Source organism: Pontibacter vulgaris, from assembly GCF_022758145.1.
In the GTDB taxonomy this organism is placed as follows: Bacteria; Bacteroidota; Bacteroidia; order Cytophagales; family Hymenobacteraceae; genus Pontibacter; species Pontibacter vulgaris.
Window position 1 is genome coordinate 491,794 of record NZ_JAJVDH010000002.1, and the last position, 19,579, is coordinate 511,372.

General features: G+C 42.7%; 16 protein-coding genes and 4 tRNA genes. 17 read left to right on the plus strand and 3 right to left on the minus strand.

What is annotated here, in order from left to right; all coding sequences use genetic code 11:
* The first annotated feature begins 1 nt into the window (after nt 1).
* Together gmk and nadD are read left to right on the plus strand one after the other, a co-directional pair.
* Complete coding sequence (gene gmk / locus LWP20_RS03185) at nt 2-586, plus strand: guanylate kinase (protein ID WP_242926665.1); 585 nt, start codon at nt 2-4, stop codon at nt 584-586.
* Nucleotides 583-1,155: a nicotinate (nicotinamide) nucleotide adenylyltransferase gene (gene nadD / locus LWP20_RS03190; protein ID WP_242926666.1), complete on the plus strand. Its 573-nt coding sequence runs from the start codon at nt 583-585 to the stop codon at nt 1,153-1,155. The genes gmk and nadD overlap by 4 nt, the downstream gene beginning before the upstream one ends.
* A 138-nt stretch (nt 1,156-1,293) precedes the next feature.
* Here nadD and frr read toward each other — a convergent pair whose 3' ends face one another.
* From frr to LWP20_RS03205, 3 genes are all read right to left on the minus strand, one after another.
* On the minus strand, nt 1,294-1,857 hold the full coding sequence (gene frr / locus LWP20_RS03195; RefSeq protein ID WP_242926667.1) for a ribosome recycling factor: 564 nt from the start codon (nt 1,855-1,857) through the stop codon (nt 1,294-1,296).
* A 53-nt stretch (nt 1,858-1,910) separates the two neighbouring features.
* Nucleotides 1,911-2,696 (minus strand): UMP kinase, encoded by a 786-nt coding sequence (gene pyrH, locus LWP20_RS03200; RefSeq protein ID WP_242926668.1) that lies wholly within the window; start codon nt 2,694-2,696, stop codon nt 1,911-1,913.
* Nucleotides 2,697-2,779: 83 nt separating this feature from the next.
* Nucleotides 2,780-3,277, minus strand: a complete 498-nt coding sequence (locus LWP20_RS03205) for an acyl-CoA carboxylase biotin carboxyl carrier protein subunit (protein ID WP_242926669.1) — start codon at nt 3,275-3,277, stop codon at nt 2,780-2,782.
* 85 nt (nt 3,278-3,362) lie between these two features.
* Between LWP20_RS03205 and LWP20_RS03210 the strand changes: the two genes are divergently transcribed.
* The 15 genes from LWP20_RS03210 (at nt 3,363) to LWP20_RS03280 (ending at nt 19,562) form a co-directional block, all read left to right on the plus strand.
* Nucleotides 3,363-5,918, plus strand: a complete 2,556-nt coding sequence (locus tag LWP20_RS03210) for a M1 family aminopeptidase (RefSeq protein ID WP_242926670.1) — start codon at nt 3,363-3,365, stop codon at nt 5,916-5,918.
* Nucleotides 5,919-6,081: 163 nt separating this feature from the next.
* Nucleotides 6,082-6,165: transfer RNA gene (locus LWP20_RS03215), tRNA-Tyr, on the plus strand.
* Between the two features lie 35 nt (nt 6,166-6,200).
* A tRNA-Gly gene (locus LWP20_RS03220) sits at nt 6,201-6,273 on the plus strand.
* A gap of 103 nt (nt 6,274-6,376) precedes the next feature.
* A tRNA-Thr gene (locus LWP20_RS03225) sits at nt 6,377-6,448 on the plus strand.
* A gap of 72 nt (nt 6,449-6,520) precedes the next feature.
* Complete coding sequence (gene tuf / locus LWP20_RS03230; RefSeq protein WP_242926671.1) at nt 6,521-7,708, plus strand: elongation factor Tu; 1,188 nt, start codon at nt 6,521-6,523, stop codon at nt 7,706-7,708.
* A 108-nt stretch (nt 7,709-7,816) separates the two neighbouring features.
* A tRNA-Trp gene (locus LWP20_RS03235) sits at nt 7,817-7,889 on the plus strand.
* A gap of 29 nt (nt 7,890-7,918) precedes the next feature.
* The gene (gene secE, locus LWP20_RS03240) at nt 7,919-8,110 is read left to right on the plus strand and encodes a preprotein translocase subunit SecE (protein WP_242926672.1); all 192 of its coding nucleotides are present in this window, start codon (nt 7,919-7,921) and stop codon (nt 8,108-8,110) included.
* A gap of 10 nt (nt 8,111-8,120) precedes the next feature.
* Complete coding sequence (gene nusG / locus LWP20_RS03245; RefSeq protein WP_242926673.1) at nt 8,121-8,678, plus strand: transcription termination/antitermination protein NusG; 558 nt, start codon at nt 8,121-8,123, stop codon at nt 8,676-8,678.
* A 12-nt stretch (nt 8,679-8,690) separates the two neighbouring features.
* The gene (rplK, locus tag LWP20_RS03250; protein WP_242926674.1) at nt 8,691-9,134 is read left to right on the plus strand and encodes a 50S ribosomal protein L11; all 444 of its coding nucleotides are present in this window, start codon (nt 8,691-8,693) and stop codon (nt 9,132-9,134) included.
* Between the two features lie 14 nt (nt 9,135-9,148).
* Nucleotides 9,149-9,841: a 50S ribosomal protein L1 gene (rplA, locus tag LWP20_RS03255; RefSeq protein WP_242926675.1), complete on the plus strand. Its 693-nt coding sequence runs from the start codon at nt 9,149-9,151 to the stop codon at nt 9,839-9,841.
* A gap of 4 nt (nt 9,842-9,845) precedes the next feature.
* Nucleotides 9,846-10,370, plus strand: coding sequence for a 50S ribosomal protein L10 (gene rplJ, locus LWP20_RS03260; RefSeq protein ID WP_242926676.1), 525 nt, complete (start codon nt 9,846-9,848; stop codon nt 10,368-10,370).
* A 43-nt stretch (nt 10,371-10,413) separates the two neighbouring features.
* Nucleotides 10,414-10,794: a 50S ribosomal protein L7/L12 gene (rplL, locus tag LWP20_RS03265; protein WP_242926677.1), complete on the plus strand. Its 381-nt coding sequence runs from the start codon at nt 10,414-10,416 to the stop codon at nt 10,792-10,794.
* Nucleotides 10,795-10,953: 159 nt separating this feature from the next.
* Complete coding sequence (rpoB, locus tag LWP20_RS03270; RefSeq protein ID WP_242926678.1) at nt 10,954-14,826, plus strand: DNA-directed RNA polymerase subunit beta; 3,873 nt, start codon at nt 10,954-10,956, stop codon at nt 14,824-14,826.
* A gap of 102 nt (nt 14,827-14,928) precedes the next feature.
* A complete protein-coding gene (gene rpoC / locus LWP20_RS03275) occupies nt 14,929-19,245 on the plus strand; it encodes a DNA-directed RNA polymerase subunit beta' (protein WP_242926679.1) in 4,317 nt (1,438 codons plus the stop codon).
* A 5-nt stretch (nt 19,246-19,250) separates the two neighbouring features.
* Nucleotides 19,251-19,562, plus strand: coding sequence for a DUF3467 domain-containing protein (locus tag LWP20_RS03280; protein ID WP_242926680.1), 312 nt, complete (start codon nt 19,251-19,253; stop codon nt 19,560-19,562).
* Nucleotides 19,563-19,579: the final 17 nt, after the last annotated feature.

A 19,579-nucleotide genomic window follows, 5' to 3' on the forward strand; every position in this document is an offset into this window, starting at 1 on the left:
GATGCAAGGTAAAATTATCATCTTTTCGGCCCCGTCTGGCGCTGGTAAAACAACTATTGTAAAACACCTCTTACAGGTAAATCCTAAGCTGGCCTTCTCTATTTCGGCCTGCACCCGCGATAAGCGCGGCCGCACTGAGGAAAACGGAAAAGATTATTACTTTATAACACCCGAAGACTTTAAGCAAAAGATCGAAGCCGATGAATTTGTAGAGTGGGAAGAAGTATATGAAGGTGCCTTTTACGGCACGCTCAAATCAGAGATAGAGCGCATCTGGAAAAGCGGGAAACATGCTATTTTAGATGTAGATGTAAAAGGTGGTTTAAGTATAAAACACTTTTATAAAGAAAGAGCACTTGCTGTTTTTGTTAAGCCACCATCAGTGGAAGAACTGGCAAAAAGACTTACAGCCCGCGCCACTGATTCAGCCTCCAGCATTTCAAGCCGTGTTTTTAAAGCAGAGTTTGAAATGAAGTTTGAGGACCAGTTTGATGAAGTGATCGTGAACGACAACCTGCAGGACGCCTGCGCTAAAGCAGAAAAGCTTGTAGAAGAGTTTCTGAACGCAGAGCCGGCCATAGTATGAAGGTAGGGCTGCTGTTCGGCTCTTTTAATCCTATCCACATCGGGCACCTGATACTGGCCAATTTTATGGCTACCAACACCGATCTGGATACGGTGTGGCTGGTTGTGTCGCCACAAAACCCGTTTAAGCCAAGCAACACGCTGCTGCACGAATTTGATCGCCTGCACATGGTATCGTTGGCAATTGCCGACAACCCCCATCTGGGCGTTTCCAATATCGAGTTCAGTATGCCCAAGCCAAGCTATACGATAGATACGCTAACGTATTTGCAGGAAAAGTACCCGAGTTATGAGTTTGTGCTGATAATGGGGGAGGACAATCTGGCTAGCTTTCCGAAGTGGAAAAATTATGAGCGCATCTTGGAGTACCACAAAGTATACGTGTACCCGCGGTCTGGCTCGCTTACTTCCGAGATTACGCACCTGCCTAATGTTTCTTTTGTGAAAGCGCCTATCCTTGATATTTCAGCTACCTTTATAAGAGACTGTATAAAGCAGGAGAAAAGTATAAAATACCTCGTGCCTGATGAAGTGGCGGATTACATAAGAGTACACAAGTTGTATCAGTGATGTTGCCATAAGACTCGTCTACTTACTAAATACTTACTAAAAAAGAAGCCCTGTAAACTTAATTACAGGGCTTCTTTTTTATACTTCAGAACAAAAGTCTTATGTCTATTGTCCTGTATTTTATACTTAAGTATAGGCTTAGATGGTCATGATCTCTGCTTCTTTCTTAACAAGCAGCTCATCTATCTTCACGATATAAGCATCTGTCATTTTCTGTACTTTAGCTTCAGCATCGCGAACGGCATCTTCAGAAGTACCTTCTTTCTGCAGTTTTCTCAGTGAATCGTTTACATCTTTGCGGATGTTACGGATACCGATTTTACCGCTTTCAGTTTCGTTTTTAACCTGCTTTACCAGGTCGCGGCGACGCTCTTCAGTAAGTGGCGGAATGTTCAGGCGTATGCCATCGGCTTCTACCAACGGGTTCAGGTTCAGGTCGCTGTTTTTAATGGCTTTACCAATTTCACCTACCATATTCTTCTCCCATGGTTTGATCATGAGTGTACGGGCATCCGGAGTTGTAATGTTTGCCACCTGTGCAACAGGAGTTGGTGTGCCGTAATAATCTACACGAAGGTCTTCTACCATAGCAGGAGATGCCTTACCGGCACGTATCTTAAGCAGTTCGGCATTTGTGTGCTGCACTGTTTTTTGCATCGACTCCTCTGCTTCGCTGAGGTAAAACTGAATTTCTTCCGTCATATCTGATTGTAGCTTAATAAAGTTCTGGTTAAACTATAGTTTGTGCGAAATTACTAATTTTTATCTGTTCTGTTTTGCTGCTCTTCTTCCTGCAACTCGTTTATACTTTCATTCAGAGAATCAGCAACATCATCCATACTTACCAGTGTACCTATCTGCTCGCCCTGCACCAGGCGCTTCAGGTTACCTTGGGTATTCATATCAAAAACAATGATTGGCAGGCCATTTTCTTTACAAAGTGTGAAAGCGGTCATGTCCATTACATTCAGGCCTTTTTCAAACACATCTTTAAACGATATGTTACGGTAGAAAATGGCATCCGGATCTTTCTCCGGATCTGCGGAATAAATACCATCTACACGTGTGCCTTTTAATACTACATCAGCCTCAACCTCAATAGCACGTAAGCTGGCTGCAGAGTCTGTTGTAAAGTATGGGTTACCGGTGCCGGCACCAAAAATAACGACACGGCCTTTTTCCAGGTGCCTGACTGCGCGGCGACGGATGTAAGGCTCGCATACCTGCTGTATATTGAGGCCGGAAAGCAAACGGGTATAAACGCCCAGTTTTTCGAGGGCGCTCTGCAATGCCATGCTGTTTATTACCGTAGCCAGCATACCCATGTAATCGCCTTGTACGCGGTCCAGGCCAACTTCCTCTGCCTGCACACCTCTGAAAATATTGCCACCTCCAATTACTACTGCAACCTCCACTCCAAGTGCTGCCACTTCTTTAATCTCCTGCGCGTACTGCATCAGTCTTGTAGAGTCGATGCCGTACTGCTGTTCTCCCATCAGCGCCTCACCGCTTAGCTTTAGCAATATTCTTTTATACTTCACGATCTTTGAGTTTGAATAGTTAATGTATGGTTGCAAGTGTGCTGAACGAGCAGACCTGCTGCCCAGACGGCAACACTAAAAAATTAAAATTGAATCAAAACCTGGTTTTTTTCCACGTTCTGTCTTGGCTGTACTTTCACTTCTTTAACAATGCCATCGCCCGGAGACTTCAGAATGTTCTCCATCTTCATTGCTTCCAGGATCATGATCGGGTCGCCTTTTTTCACTTCCTGGCCTGGCTGTACTTTAATTTCAAGTATAAGTCCGGGCATAGGCGCTTTTACATCGTTCACCTGTTTAGCGTTTGCATTGCTCATGCCCAGTTTATCCAGCAGCAGGTCGAAGCGGTCTTTCGCGCTCACGGTTTGCTTTACACCATTTATCTTAAAAGTGAATGTTTTGCTTTGGTAATCAGCCTCTATAAGCTCAGCAGTGTAAGATTTGCTGTCTTTAATGATATGAAAAGTATTGGGGCCGATGGGGGCGATGTCCCAGTTAAAAGGTGTTCCGTTTAGAAGTATAGCATCTTTTTGAATATCAACCTGCCATGTTTTGTCGTTAGCGGTTTTTATCTGGAGCATCTTATAAAGTATAGTTTGGGGCTTAAAGATAATTGATTTATCAGAGTATTTTTAGAAATTGAGCTCAAAATTAAAACAATCCATCATGAATCATAGGTTTTTGAGTGTAGTGGGTATGGCCGTAGCTATGGCGTTTACGGGCGGCTGCAGCACAAACAAAGGAGCGGTAACTGCAAAGCAGGGCAAAAGTGCAACGGGTAAAACTGTTAAGGCAGCGGGTGCTGTTCCGGCGTGGGCTCCTAAAATGCACAGCTTTAACCCATCACGCACCAAAGAGCATGATTTGCTGCATACCCGCCTGCGCGTAAGTTTTGATTGGCAAAAACAGCACGTGTTTGGCTTGGCAGAGCTTACGCTTAGACCATGGTTTTACCCACAGAATAAACTTGTGCTGGATGCCAAAGGTTTTGAAATACACAGCATCAGCTTAATGAAAGGTAACGATGCCATTCCTCTAAAGTATAGCTACGACAGCCTGCAACTAACAATTGAACTGAACAAGACCTATACCCGCGATGAAAAGTATACGATAGAGATAGATTATACTGCCAGGCCTAACGAACTGCCAGCTGGAGGTAGCGATGCCATTACCCAGGACAAAGGTTTATACTTTATTAACCCGCTGGGTAAAGAGGCAAATAAGCCACGCCAGATCTGGACACAAGGCGAGACGGAAGCCAATTCTGCCTGGTTTCCAACTATAGATTCTCCTAATGAGCGCATGACGCAGGAAATCTATATTACAGTAGATAAGAAGTATAGCACGCTCTCGAATGGTACTTTTGTATACTCGCGCCAGAACGCAGATGGTACTAAAACTGACTACTGGAAGATGGATCAACCGCATGCACCTTACCTGGCTATGATGGCAATAGGGGAGTTTGCTGTTGTAAAAGATAAGTGGCGAAACCTGGAAGTAAACTATTATGTAGAGCCTGCTTACAAAAATACAGCTAAAAAGATCTTCGGGAACACGCCTGAAATGATGGAGTTCTTCTCTAAGAAACTGGGTGTTAGTTATCCGTGGGCTTCAAAATATTCGCAGGTTGTAGTGCGCGATTTCGTATCCGGCGCCATGGAAAATACAACAGCCTCTACTTTTATGGAAGATGTGCAGTTGAACGAACGCGAACTGCTGGATAAAAAGTGGGATAATATTATTGCGCATGAGCTTTTCCACCAATGGTTTGGGGATTATGTTACAACGGAGTCCTGGTCGAACCTGCCGCTGAATGAGTCTTTCGCAAACTATTCTGAATACCTTTGGGCAGAGCATAAGTATGGTGCTGAGGAGGCAGCCTATTTGCAGATGGATGAGCTGAACCAGTACCTGGAAGAAGCTGAAACAAAGCGCGAGCCACTTATCCGTTACCGGTATGGCAACCGCGAGGAAATGTTCGACAGCCATTCTTATGCGAAAGGTGGGCGCGTGCTGCACATGCTGCGCAATCTTGTTGGCGACGACGCTTTTTATGCTTCACTAAACCGCTATTTGTCTCAGCATAAACTGAACGATGTAGAGGTCGCTGAGCTTCGAATGGCTTTTGAAGATGTTACCGGGCAGGATCTGATGTGGTTTTTTGACCAATGGTTTATGCGCGCCGGCCATCCGGAATTAAAAGTAAATCATACTTACCGGGATGGGCAGTTGAGCCTGAACGTGAAGCAGCAGCAGGATACCTTATATGCGCCAGTATATCGCTTACCGCTTAAAGTTGCAGTATGGATAAACGGAAAAAGAAATGAATACCCGATTGAAGTTACAAAGGCCAATCAGGTGTTTACCTTTCCGGTATCATCACAACCTGAACTAGTGCTATTTGATTCTCAGCAGCAATTACTAGGAACTATAAACCACGATAAAAACGAAAAAGAACTGGTCGCTCAGTTTTACCAGGCAAAACAGCTGGCCCCTAAAATTGAGTCGATCACAAAACTCGCCGATAAGATAAAAAATCCGGAAGTGCAGAAAATGATGCAGGCTGCTTTGCAGGATAAATACTGGTTTGTTAGAAGTTCGGCACTGGGCGCAATAAGTAAGCTTAAAGAGGGAGAGAATAAAGCATTAACTGATAAAGTAAAACAGATAGCGCAGCAGGATAAAAAGGGAGCCGTACGCGCCGATGCTATACTTGCATTAGCAGGGTGGGGTACAGCTAACCAGCAGGAATTATACTTGCAGGCTATGAAAGACAGCTCATATCTGGTAACAGCTGCCGGCATTATGGCCTATGCCGGAACAGGAGCAGCTGATACAAAAGCAAAATTTGCCGCATACGAAAAAGAAAATAATGAAGAGGTAGTTCTGGCTCTGGCAACATTTTATGCGGTGCAGGGCGGCCCCGAAAAGTATGATTGGTTCGTAAGCAAAGTAAAAAATAGTAAAGGAGGAGCATTATATTACCTGTTGCAAAGTTTTAGCGCCTATCTGGCAGGCAATAGCAAAACAAACACACCAGAGGCTATTTCACTGTTAGCCGAAATTGCACAAACTCATAATCTGTATTATGTCAGACTATCTGCTTTTCAAACACTTATGGTGATGTCTGAAAGACCTGAAGTAAAACAATTGCTACAGGAAATCAAGAAAAAGGAGCAGGATAAACGCTTGCTGGAGATGTATAATCAGGTAGTATTGTAGACTCAGAATATTCGATTTTGAAAGTTTTTTAACTTTTTTTCCGAGAATATTTGACTGTAATAAAAAAGCGCTTAATTTTGCATCCACTTAGAACAACAAGCACACTTAAAGCGAGAGGTTCTGAGGAATAGTTCTGCTAGTTTTGTTGAAATAATTAGCAAATGGGGAGATTCCAGAGCGGCCAAATGGGACGGACTGTAACTCCGTTGTTGTAATGACTTCGCAGGTTCGAATCCTGCTCTCCCCACATTTTAAGTCAGGTAATGGCTAGTTGATCTTGAAGCGGGAGTAGCTCAGTTGGTAGAGCGATAGCCTTCCAAGCTATAGGCCGCGAGTTCGACCCTCGTCTCCCGCTCTTAATCAATCGCAATTTACAGACTTGTCTTATGGGTTTGTTTTTGAAGGAATTCTATGAAAATGGATTTCCTTTTTACTATAGGATAAAGTTTGAAAATTATGCCGACGTAGCTCAGGGGTAGAGTACTTCCTTGGTAAGGAAGGGGTCGTGGGTTCAATTCCCATCGTTGGCTCAAAGTCCGTTACGTGTATTTAATAGCGCAACATCAACTTAAACGTTTTAACCTTAATTTAATAATTATACAATGGCTAAAGAAACATTTGACCGTTCCAAACCGCACGTAAACATCGGTACAATCGGTCACGTTGACCACGGAAAAACTACTCTGACTGCTGCCATTACTACAGTGTTGGCTAAAAAAGGTCTTGCTCAGCTGCGCGACTTCTCTTCTATCGATAACGCTCCGGAAGAAAAAGAAAGAGGTATTACAATCAATACTTCTCACGTAGAATACGCAACAGAAAACCGTCACTATGCTCACGTTGACTGCCCAGGTCACGCTGACTACGTGAAGAACATGGTTACTGGTGCTGCTCAGATGGACGGTGCTATCCTTGTGGTTGCTGCTACTGACGGTCCAATGCCACAAACTCGTGAGCACATCCTTCTTGCTCGTCAGGTAGGTGTTCCTCAGCTTGTAGTGTTCATGAACAAAGTGGACATGGTAGATGATCCAGAACTTCTTGAGCTAGTTGAAATGGAAATCAGAGAGCTTCTTTCTTTCTATGATTTCGATGGTGATAACATTCCAGTAATTCAAGGTTCAGCTCTTGGTGGTCTTAACGGAGATGCACAGTGGGTGAAAACTATTGAAGATCTGATGGATGCAGTTGATAACTGGATTCCAATTCCTGCTCGTCTAACTGATCTTCCATTCCTGATGCCAGTTGAGGACGTGTTCTCAATCACTGGTCGTGGTACTGTTGCTACAGGCCGTATCGAGCGTGGTGTAATCAACTCTGGTGAAGCAGTTGAGATCTTGGGTATGGGTGCTGAAAACTTAAAATCAGTTGTTACTGGTGTTGAGATGTTCCGTAAGATCCTTGACAGAGGTGAAGCTGGTGATAACGTAGGTCTTCTTCTTCGTGGTATTGAGAAAACTGATATCCGTCGTGGTATGGTTATCTGTAAGCCAGGTTCTGTGAAGCCTCACATGAAATTCAAAGCTGAGGTTTACGTTCTTTCTAAAGAAGAAGGTGGTCGTCACACGCCATTCTTTAACAAGTACCGTCCACAGTTCTACTTCAGAACTACAGACGTTACAGGTGAGATCATGCTTCCAGAAGGAGTAGAGATGGTTATGCCTGGTGATAACATCACTATCGAGGTTAACCTGATCAACAAAGTAGCAATGGAGAAAGGTCTGCGTTTCGCTATCCGTGAGGGTGGTAGAACAGTAGGTGCTGGCCAGGTTACTGAGATTCTTGACTAATACTATACTACAAACCCGTTTCTAAAGAAGTTTTTTAGGAACGGGTTTGTTTTTATAAAACAATTAAATAAATTTGCACTCCATTTCAGTAATGGTGTGCATTTTTTTACGGGTGTAGCTCAATTGGTAGAGTAGTGGTCTCCAAAACCATTGGCTGGGAGTTCGAGTCTCTCCACCCGTGCAATCAAACAAATAGCAAAGCGAAGAGCAATGAGCAAGATTAAAAGCTATATGGCAGAAACAGTTGAAGAAATGAAACAGAAAGTTTCATGGCCTTCATATTCTGAGCTACAGAGTAGCTCTATACTTGTACTTATTGGCTCGCTGATTTTTGCTCTTGTAGTAGGCGCAATGGATATTGTGTTTGACTCAACATTATCATGGTTCTACAACCAATTCTAGAAAGAAAGCAATGGCTGATTTAAAATGGTATGTAGTACGCGCAGTAAGTGGTCAGGAAAAGAAAGCGAAAGCTTATCTTGAGAATGAAGTTATCAGACAACATCTAGAAGAGTACGTTCCTCAAGTGCTTATACCTGCAGAAAAGGTATATGAAATGCGGGGAGGTAAGAAGCGAATCAGAGAGCGTAACTTTTTTCCAGGGTATGTATTAGTGCATGCAGATTTGTCTCACGGCGAAGCAGAGCACATTATTATCAGTACTCCTGGCGTTATTGGCTTTTTAGGCTCTAATGAAGGTGTTGCTAACAAAAAACCAGTTCCGCTACGCCAATCTGAAGTAAACAGAATTCTGGGGACAGTAGATGAGGCAGAAGAACAAACAGAAGTGCTGGATACGCCATTTATAGTTGGAGAAATGGTGAAAGTGATGGACGGTCCTTTCAGCGGTTTCTCAGGAACTGTAGAAGAGGTGTTTGAAGAGCGTAAGAAGCTTAATGTTATGGTGAAGATTTTCGGAAGAAACACACCAGTTGAGCTGAACTACATGCAAGTAGAAAAAGAATCGTAGTAAATTTAAATAATGGCAAAGGAAATTAAAGGTTATCTGAAACTTCAGATAAAGGGAGGTGCCGCGAATCCATCGCCACCGGTTGGACCTGCACTTGGTTCTAAAGGTCTTAATATCATGGAATTCTGCAAGCAGTTTAATGCAAGAACTCAGGATAAGCCTGGTCAAGTGTTACCAGTATTGATTACAATGTACGCAGATAAGTCCTTCGACTTCGTGGTGAAAACTCCACCTGCTCCTGTATTGTTAATGGATGCTGCTAAAATTAAAGGTGGTTCAAAAGAGCCTAACCGTAACAAAGTAGGTTCTGTTACATGGGATCAGGTAAGAGAAATTGCTGAACTGAAGATGCCTGACTTAAATGCTTTCACACTGGAGTCTGCTATGAAAATGGTAGCTGGATCAGCTAGAAGCATGGGTATCACAGTTTCTGGTAAGGCACCTTGGAACGAATAATTAGTTAAAGGATTATGGCGAAGATTTCAAAGAAAAGGAAAGCAGCTTTAGAAAAAGCTGACCTTACAAAAGAGTATTCTTTAACAGATGCCGCTTCAGTAGTTAAGGACATTACTTATACAAAGTTTGATGCCTCTGTTGACATTGATGTACGTTTAGGCGTTGACCCTCGTAAGGCTGACCAAATGGTACGTGGTATTGTTACACTTCCACACGGTACAGGTAAAGAGGTAAAGGTTCTTGCACTGGTTACACCAGATAAAGAGCAGGAAGCGAAAGATGCAGGTGCTGATTTCGTAGGTCTTGATGACTATATCCAGAAAATCGAAAAAGGTTGGACAGATGTAGATGTTATCATCACTATGCCTGCAGTAATGGCTAAAGTAGGTCGTCTTGGTAGAATATTAGGACCACGTAACCTGATGCCAAACCCTAAATCGGGTACAGTAACTCAGGATGTAGCGAAAGCAGTAAAAGAAGTTAAAGCAGGTAAGATCGACTTCAAAGTTGATAAAACTGGTATCATACACACAAGTGTTGGTAAAGTTTCTTTCTCTGCAGAGCAAATTGCAGCTAACGCTGCTGAAGTAATTCAGACTTTAAATAAGCTGAAGCCTTCATCTGCAAAGGGTACTTACATCAGAAGTATAACATTGTCTAGCACAATGAGCCCTGCCGTAATCGTTGACAAGAACGCAGCAATCTAAGAAAATGACCAGGGAAGAAAAAGAGATAATTGTAAAAGACCTGAGCGAGAAGTTAGCTAATACAAACTACTTCTACATCACGGATGCCTCTAAAATGACAGTGGCGAGCATCAACCAGTTCAGGAGATTATGCTTCGACAGAGGTTTGGAGTATAAAGTATATAAGAACTCACTTATCAAGAAGGCATTAGATACATTAGAAGCAGATACATCTGCTCTTGATGGCGTGCTGAAAGGATCATCTGGCATCATGTTCTCTGCTGAATCAGGTAACGCGCCAGCTAAGTTGATCAAAGACTTTAGAAAAAAAGGCAATCCCCTTCCACTTATCAAGGGTGCTTATATTGACAGTGGTATCTATATTGGTGATGACCAGTTAGAAACTCTTGTTAACATCAAGTCTAAGTTCGAACTTATCGGTGATATCATTGGTTTACTACAGTCTCCAGCTAAGAACGTTGTTTCTGCGCTTCAGAGCAGTGGTGGTAAGCTTGCAGGTATCCTGAAAACATTATCAGAAAAAGAATAATTTAAAAAACGTAATCAATAAGTAACTTTTAATTTCAATAAAAATGGCAGATTTGAAAGCATTCGCTGAGCAGTTAGTAAACTTAACTGTGAAAGAAGTTAATGAACTAGCTACAATCCTTAAGGACGAATACGGTATCGAGCCAGCTGCTGCTGCTCCAGTGATGGTTGCTGGTGGTGGTTCTGCTGAAGGAGGAGCTGCTGCAGAAGAAAAAACTTCTTTTGACGTAATCCTTAAGTCAGCAGGTGCAGGTAAACTAGCAGTAGTTAAACTTGTAAAAGAACTTACTGGCCTTGGCTTGAAAGAAGCTAAAGAACTAGTAGATGGCGCTCCTAAGTCTTTAAAAGAAGGTGTTGCTAAAGACGAAGCTGATTCACTGAAGAAAGCTTTAGAAGAAGCTGGTGCTGAAGTGGAGGTTAAATAATCCCACTTTTTCAACATACCGATAACAGGTAGACCTGGCAATTTCGTCAGGTCTTTTCCTGTTTGTATATGGATTCAAGAAATTGGATCCTTTTTTTGCCCACGGCTGTTCTTAAGTCTGTGTGCTTGTAACTGATTTTAAACGTAAAATTCCAAGGCTTTGGCTAAGAATAAAACGACAGATAGAATCAATTTTGCCTCTATAAAGCAAGTAATCGACTATCCTGACTTCCTAGATGTTCAGGTTCAATCGTTTCAGGACTTCTTTCAGCTAGAGACCCCAGCTGAAAATAGAGCTCAAGAAGGTTTGTTCAAAGTATTTGCTGAGAACTTTCCAATTTCAGATTCTCGCGAGAACTTCGTATTAGAGTTTATCGATTATCATATTGATCCTCCAAAATACTCTGTTGATGAGAGTATTGACAGAGGACTTACTTACTCTGTTCCACTCAAAGCAAAACTCCGTCTTATCTGTAACGATGAAGATAATGAAGACTTTGAGACGATAGAGCAGGAAGTATTCCTGGGCAATATACCTTACATGACAGAAAAAGGTTCTTTTGTAATCAATGGAGCCGAGCGTGTAATTGTTTCCCAGTTGCATAGATCTCCGGGTGTATTCTTTGCTCAAAGCAAACACACTAACGGTACAAAATTATACTCTGCCAGAATTATTCCTTTCAAGGGATCTTGGGTTGAATTTGCTACAGACGTTAACAACGTAATGTATGCATATATTGACCGTAAGAAGAAATTCCCGGTTACTACATTACTTCGTGCTATTGGTTACGGCACTGATAAGGATATACTTGACCTATTCGGTTTATCAGAAGAAATTCCTGCAACAAAGGCAAATCTAAAGAATGCTGCTGGCCGAAAACTGGCTGCACGTGTTCTAAGAACCTGGACGGAGGATTTCGTGGATGAAGATACAGGTGAAGTAGTATCCATTGATAGAAACGAGGTTCTATTAGAGCGTGATTCGGAAATCACTGCAGAAGATATAGATCTAATCCTGGATTCAGGAGTAAAGTCTATCATCATGCACCGTGAAAATGTAAATATTGCAGATTACGCCATTATCTACAATACTTTACAGAAAGATAACTCAAACTCTGAGCAGGAAGCAGTAGAGCAAATCTACCGTCAGTTGAGAAACACTGAAGCTCCGGATGTTGAAACTGCCCGTGACATTATTCAGAAACTGTTCTTCTCAGACAAGCGCTATGATCTTGGCGAGGTAGGACGTTACAGAATAAATAAAAAGCTTGGTCTTGATACAAACTGGGATGCTAAAGTTTTAACTAATGAGGACATTGTTCTTATTGTTAAATACCTGATCGGTTTGATTAACTCGAGAGCTGTAGTGGATGATATTGACCACTTAAGCAATCGCCGTGTAAGAACAGTAGGTGAGCAGTTATATGCTCAGTTTGGTGTTGGCCTTGCACGTATGGCTCGTACTATAAAAGAGCGTATGAACGTACGCGATAACGAAGACTTTAAACCAGTTGATCTGATCAACGCACGTACATTGTCTTCTGTTATTAACTCTTTCTTCGGTACAAACCAGCTTTCTCAGTTCATGGACCAAACTAACCCTCTGGCAGAGGTAACGCATAAGCGTCGTGTTTCTGCCCTGGGACCAGGTGGTCTGTCAAGAGAGCGTGCTGGTTTCGAAGTACGTGACGTTCACTACACACACTATGGCCGACTGTGTACAATTGAAACGCCGGAAGGTCCGAACATTGGTCTGATTTCTTCTCTATGTGTGCACGCACGTGTAAACCACATGGGCTTTATCGAAACTCCTTATCGCAAGGTAAATGAAGGTAAAGTAGAAATGGATGGTAGTGTTATCTATCTGACAGCTGAAGAAGAAGATACGCATCATATAGCTCAGGCAAATGCTATTATCGATGATAATGGTAACTTCATAAATGATAAAGTAAAAGGTAGATTTGAAGGTGACTTCCCTGTTGAAGAGCCATCTACCTATACTTATATGGACGTTGCTCCAAACCAGATTGTATCGGTAGCTGCTTCATTGATTCCATTCCTGGAGCATGATGATGCTAACCGTGCCCTGATGGGATCTAACATGCAACGCCAGGCAGTACCACTATTGAAAGCTGAAGCTCCAATAGTAGGAACTGGTCTGGAAAGAAGAGGTGCAATAGATTCTAGGGCACTGGTAGTTGCTGAAGGCGAAGGTATAATTGACTTTGTTGATGCAACTAAGATTGTTGTTAAGTATGACCTGACAGAAGATGAGAAACTAGTATCATTCAATGCAGAGTATGTTACTTATAACCTGATCAAGTTTAGAAGAACCAACCAGGACACTTGCATTAACCTGACTCCAATTGTTTACACTGGTCAGCGTGTAACAAAAGGACAGCCACTTTGCGAAGGTTACGCAACTAACAATGGTGAACTTGCTCTAGGAAGAAACCTACAGGTAGCTTTCATGCCTTGGCAGGGATATAACTTTGAAGATGCGATTGTAATCTCTGAGAAAGTGGTTCGTGATGATGTATTTACATCTATCCACATCGAAGAGTTTGAACTGGAAGTTCGTGAAACGAAACGTGGAGAAGAAGAATTAACTTCTGAAATCCCTAACGTAAGCGAAGAAGCAGTTAAGAACTTAGATGAAAATGGTATCATCCGCTTAGGTGCTGAAGTTAAGGAAGGAGATATTCTGATAGGTAAGATCACTCCTAAAGGTGAGACTGACCCGACGCCAGAAGAAAAACTGCTTCGTGCGATTTTCGGAGATAAAGCTGGCGATGTGAAAGATGCTTCGCTTAAGGCGCCTCCGTCACTGAATGGTGTTGTTATCGATACTAAACTTTTCTCAAGACCTAAGAAGGATAAGAATTTAAGAGCGAAATCTAAGAAAGAGGTTGAAGAGCTAAAGGTTAAGTATTCTAAAGACCTGAACGCCATCAAGAATGTAATGGTTGATAAACTCGTTGCTTTGCTGGAAGGCAAAACTTCACAGGGTATCAAGCACAAGTTCGGAGATGAGATTCTTTCAAAAGGCGTTAAGTTTAGCAGAAAGAATATTATTGAGGCATTATTCCCAGAGAAGAACCCATACAAGGACGAAAGTAACTATGCGGTGCCGGAAGAGGTGAATATGTTCAAGGATCTAATTCTTGAAAACTGGACAAGTGACGAAAAGGCAAATAGCATGCTGGTAGAGCTTGTTAAAAACTATAACAAGCGCAGAAACATCGTTTCAGCACACTTTAAGCGTGAGCGATTCACACTGGAAGTTGGAGACGAGTTACCAGCAGGTATTGTACAGCTTGCTAAAGTATACATCGCTAAAAAGCGTAAGCTGAAAGTTGGTGATAAGATGGCAGGTCGTCACGGTAACAAAGGTGTTGTGGCACGTATCGTTCGTGAAGAAGATATGCCATTCCTGGAAACAGGTGAACCAATGGATATCGTGCTTAACCCACTGGGTGTACCTTCAAGGATGAACATCGGTCAGATCTACGAAACAGTGTTAGGTTGGGCTGGTAAAAAACTTGGTAGAACATACGCTACACCAATATTTGATGGTGCTACAGACGCGCAGGTTCAGGCTGAACTAGCAGAAGCAGGTCTTCCAAGTTATGGCCGTTCATACTTGTATGATGGTCTGTCAGGTGATCGTTTCGATCAGCCGGTTACAGTAGGTGTTATTTACATGCTGAAACTTGGTCACTTGGTTGATGATAAAATGCACGCTCGTTCTATCGGACCATACTCTCTGATTACGCAGCAGCCACTTGGTGGTAAAGCCCAGTTTGGTGGTCAGCGTTTTGGTGAGATGGAGGTGTGGGCGCTTGAGGCATTTGGTGCATCAAACGTACTGCAGGAAATTCTTACAGTTAAATCTGATGACGTGATCGGCCGTGCGAAAGCTTATGAAGCAATCGTAAAAGGCGATGTGTTGCCAAAACCAAATATCCCGGAATCATTCAACGTATTGATTCACGAGTTAAGAGGTTTGGCTCTGGAGATCACATTAGAATAATAAAGTATAAGCTAAGCGCTGAGGCAACGTCCGAAGCGCTTAGCGCACTTTATAGAGAGTAGCTGTAAAGCATATTCATTGTATCGACATTATTATAATAATATGGCATTTGCGAAAAATAAAAAGCTAACTCAGGACTTCTCAAAAGTAACGATAAGCTTAGCTTCTCCGGAGTCGATTCTGGAACGTTCCAATGGGGAGGTAACAAAGCCTGAGACAATTAACTATAGAACCTATAAGCCTGAAATGGGTGGTTTATTCTGCGAAAGAATATTCGGACCTGTTAAGGACTGGGAATGCCACTGCGGAAAGTATAAGAGAATCAGATATAAAGGCATTATCTGCGACCGTTGCGGTGTAGAGGTGACTGAGAAAAAAGTGCGTCGCGAGCGCATGGGCCACATCGAACTGGTAGTTCCTGTAGCGCATATCTGGTACTTCAAGTCTCTTCCGAACAAAATTGGTTATCTGTTAGGCTTACCAACAAAGAAGCTTGACCAGATTATCTATTACGAAAGATATGTAGTTATTCAACCAGGTATTCTGGCTGAAGACAGTGTAAATACGCTGGACTTCCTGACAGAAGATGAGTACCTGGATATGATTGACAAGCTCCCACGCGAGAACCAGATGTTGGACAATAATGATCCAAACAAGTTTATCGCGAAAATGGGTGCTGAAGCATTGCAAATGCTATTAGAGCGTACGAACCTTGATGACTTGTCATACGAGCTTCGTCATGCTGCCGCTCACGAGACATCGCAGCAGCGTAAGGCTGAAGCGTTAAAACGTCTTCGTGTAGTAGAAGCATTCCGTGATGCTGCAACTCGTATTGAAAACAGACCAGAGTGGATGATCATCCGCATGGTTCCAGTAATTCCGCCAGAGCTTCGTCCGCTTGTTCCGTTGGATGGTGGCCGTTTTGCTACTTCTGACTTGAACGACCTTTACAGACGCGTTATCATCCGTAACAACCGTCTGAAGCGTCTGATCGAGATCAAAGCTCCTGAAGTTATACTTCGTAATGAGAAGCGTATGTTACAGGAAGCGGTTGACTCCCTGTTCGACAACTCACGTAAAGTGAACGCTGTTCGTGCAGAAGGTAACCGTGCGCTGAAGTCGCTTTCTGATATGCTGAAAGGTAAGCAGGGACGTTTCCGTCAGAACTTACTTGGTAAGCGTGTTGACTATTCTGGCCGTTCGGTAATTGTGGTTGGTCCTGAATTGAAGCTTCATGAGTGCGGTCTGCCAAAGAATATGGCAGCTGAGCTTTTCAAGCCATTCATCATCCGCAAACTGATTGAAAGAGGTATAGTTAAGACTGTAAAGTCTGCTAAGAAAATAGTAGATCGTAAAGACCCTGTAGTTTGGGATATCCTGGAAAATGTGCTGAAAGGCCATCCGGTACTCCTTAACCGTGCTCCTACACTACACAGATTAGGTATTCAGGCATTCCAGCCAAAACTAATCGAAGGAAAGGCAATCCAGTTACACCCATTAGTGTGTACTGCATTCAACGCCGACTTTGACGGTGACCAGATGGCGGTGCACGTTCCACTTGGACCTGCAGCTGTACTGGAAGCCTCAATGCTGATGCTTGCTTCGCACAACATCCTGAACCCTGCTAACGGTGCGCCAATTGCAGTACCTTCTCAGGACATGGTACTTGGTTTATACTATGTATCAAAAGGAAAGCGTAGCACAGAAAATGAGACCATCGCTGGTGAAGGCATGAGCTTCTACTCTGCAGAAGAAGTAATCATAGCTATTAACGAAGGCCGTCTTTCTAAACAAGCTTACATTAAAGTAAGAACAACGATTAGAAACGAGCAAGGCGAACTGGAGCTAAAACTCATTGAGACAGTAGCTGGCCGCGTTCTATTTAACCAGTTTGTTCCGGAAGAAGTTGGATACATTGATGAGCTGTTAACGAAGAAGAAACTTCAGCAGATCATTTCAAGAGTATTCAAAGAGACAGGTATGGCTCGTACCGCTCACTTCCTGGATGATATCAAGACATTAGGATTCCAGTCAGCCTACAAAGGTGGTCTGTCAATGGGCCTTGGTGATATTGTTGTACCAAAAGAGAAAGATATACTTGTTGAGCAGGCTAAAAAGGATGTAGATGCTGTATGGCAGAACTACTCTATGGGTCTGATCACAGATAACGAGCGTTATAACCAGGTTATCGATATCTGGACTCGTATCAATAACCAGATTACTGAAACGTTGATGCGCCGTCTGGAAAATGATGATCAGGGCTTTAACTCGATCTTCATGATGATGCACTCTGGTGCACGTGGTTCGAGAGAGCAGATTCGTCAGTTAGGTGGTATGAGAGGTCTGATGGCTAAGCCTCAGAAATCATTGCAAGGTTCAGTTGGAGAAATTATCGAGAACCCTATCCTTTCTAACTTTAAGGAAGGTCTGGATGTAATCGAGTACTTCATCTCTACACACGGTGCTCGTAAAGGTCTTGCCGATACAGCCCTTAAAACTGCTGATGCTGGTTACCTGACCCGTCGTCTAGTTGACGTATCACAAGATGTGATCGTGAATGAAGAAGATTGCGGTACATTGCGTGGTCTTGAAGTAAGTGCACTGAAGGACAATGAGGATATCGTAGAGTCTCTGTCAGAACGTATACTTGGTCGTGTAACAGTACATGATGTATACGACCCAATCTCAAATGAACTGATTGTAGAATCTGGTTCTGAGGTTACAGAAGAAGTTGCTCGTGCAATTGAAAATACAGCTATTGAGACAGTAGAGATCCGTTCAGTACTTACTTGTGAGTCTAAGCGTGGTATCTGTGCTAAGTGCTACGGCCGTAACCTGGCAACAGGGTTTATGGTGCAGAAAGGCGAGGCAGTAGGTGTAATTGCAGCACAATCAATCGGTGAGCCAGGTACACAGCTGACACTACGTACATTCCACGTGGGTGGTACTGCATCTAACATTGCGGTAGAAGCAACCATTAAAGCGAAATTTGCTGGTAAAATTGAGTTCGAGGATGTTCGTACAATTGATACGATCAATAACGAAGGCGAACCGGTGAAAGTAGTGATGGGTCGTTCAGGTGAGGTGAAAGTTGTAGATCCTGCATCTGGCAAGTTACTCATCAGTAATCACGTTCCTTATGGTTCATTCCTGACAGTAAATGATGGCCAAGCTATAGAGAAAGGTGATCAGATCTGTAGCTGGGATCCATATAACGCGGTTATACTTTCAGAATTTGATGGTGAGATTGCTTACGAATCGATCATTGAAGGTATTACTTACCGTGAAGAATCAGATGAGCAGACAGGTTACCGCGAGAAAGTAATTATCGATACAAAAGATAAGACACAAAACCCGGCTATACTTGTAAATCCTAAGAACGGCGAACCAAAAGGTTATAACATACCAGTAGGAGCACACTTGACAGTAGAAAACGGCGAGAAAATTAAAGCAGGTCAAATCCTTGTTAAGATTCCTCGTGCTATTGGTAAGACACGCGATATTACTGGTGGTCTGCCACGAGTTACCGAATTATTCGAGGCTCGTAACCCATCTAACCCAGCAGTTGTGTCTGAGATTGATGGTGTAGTGACTTATGGTAGCGTGAAACGTGGTAACCGTGAAATCTTCATCGAGTCAAAAGACGGTGTGAAGAAGAAATACATGGTTCCGCTTTCTAAGCACATTCTGGTTCAGGATAATGACTTTATCCGAGCAGGTATGCCGCTTTCAGATGGTGCAATCACTCCTACAGATATACTTAATATTCAGGGCCCAGGTGCTGTGCAGGAATATCTGGTAAATGAGATACAGGAAGTATACCGCTTGCAAGGTGTGAAAATCAATGATAAGCACATTGAAGTTGTAGTACGCCAGATGATGCAGAAAGTAGTTGTGATCGATCCAGGTGATACTAGTTTCTTAGAGCACCAGGTTGTTGATAAAATTACATTCATGGAAGAGAATGATAGAATCATTGACATGAAAGTAGTGGAAGATGCAGGAGACTCAGCTAACATGAAGCCAGGCCAGATTGTTACAGCAAGAAGATTGCGTGACGAGAATTCTAGCTTGAAGCGTCGTGATCTTAAACTGGTAACAGTACGTGATGCTCAACCATCTGTATCAAGACCAACTCTGCAGGGTATTACTCAAGCATCATTGGGTACACAAAGCTTTATCTCTGCAGCATCGTTCCAGGAAACTACTAAAGTACTGAGCGAAGCAGCAATCAAAGGTAAGGCAGATGAACTTCTGGGCTTGAAAGAAAACGTAATTGTAGGTCACTTGATACCAGCGGGTACAGGTCTGAGAGAATATCAGAAACTGATCGTTGGTAACCAGGAAGAATACGATTCACTTGTAGAGTCTAAAAAGACTTCAACAAGATCAAAACAGCAGGAGCTGCAGAATAAATAATAAAAATGGCAGAAGATCAGCAAAATCAGATTCAAATAGAACTGTCTGAAGAAATAGCAGAAGGGCAATATGCAAATCTGGCTATGATAGCACATTCAAGCAGTGAATTTGTGATAGATTTCATAAGATTGATGCCGGGAGTTCCTAAAGCGAAAGTAAAATCTAGAGTAGTTATCACACCAGAGCATGCCAAACGTTTATTGGCTGCTCTGGCAGATAACATCAAGAAATACGAAGAAAGCTTTGGAGACATCAAACAGGCACAAGAAGCCCCTTCATTTCCGATGAACTTCGGAGGTACAATGGGCGAAGCATAATGTGCTAATAATTAATG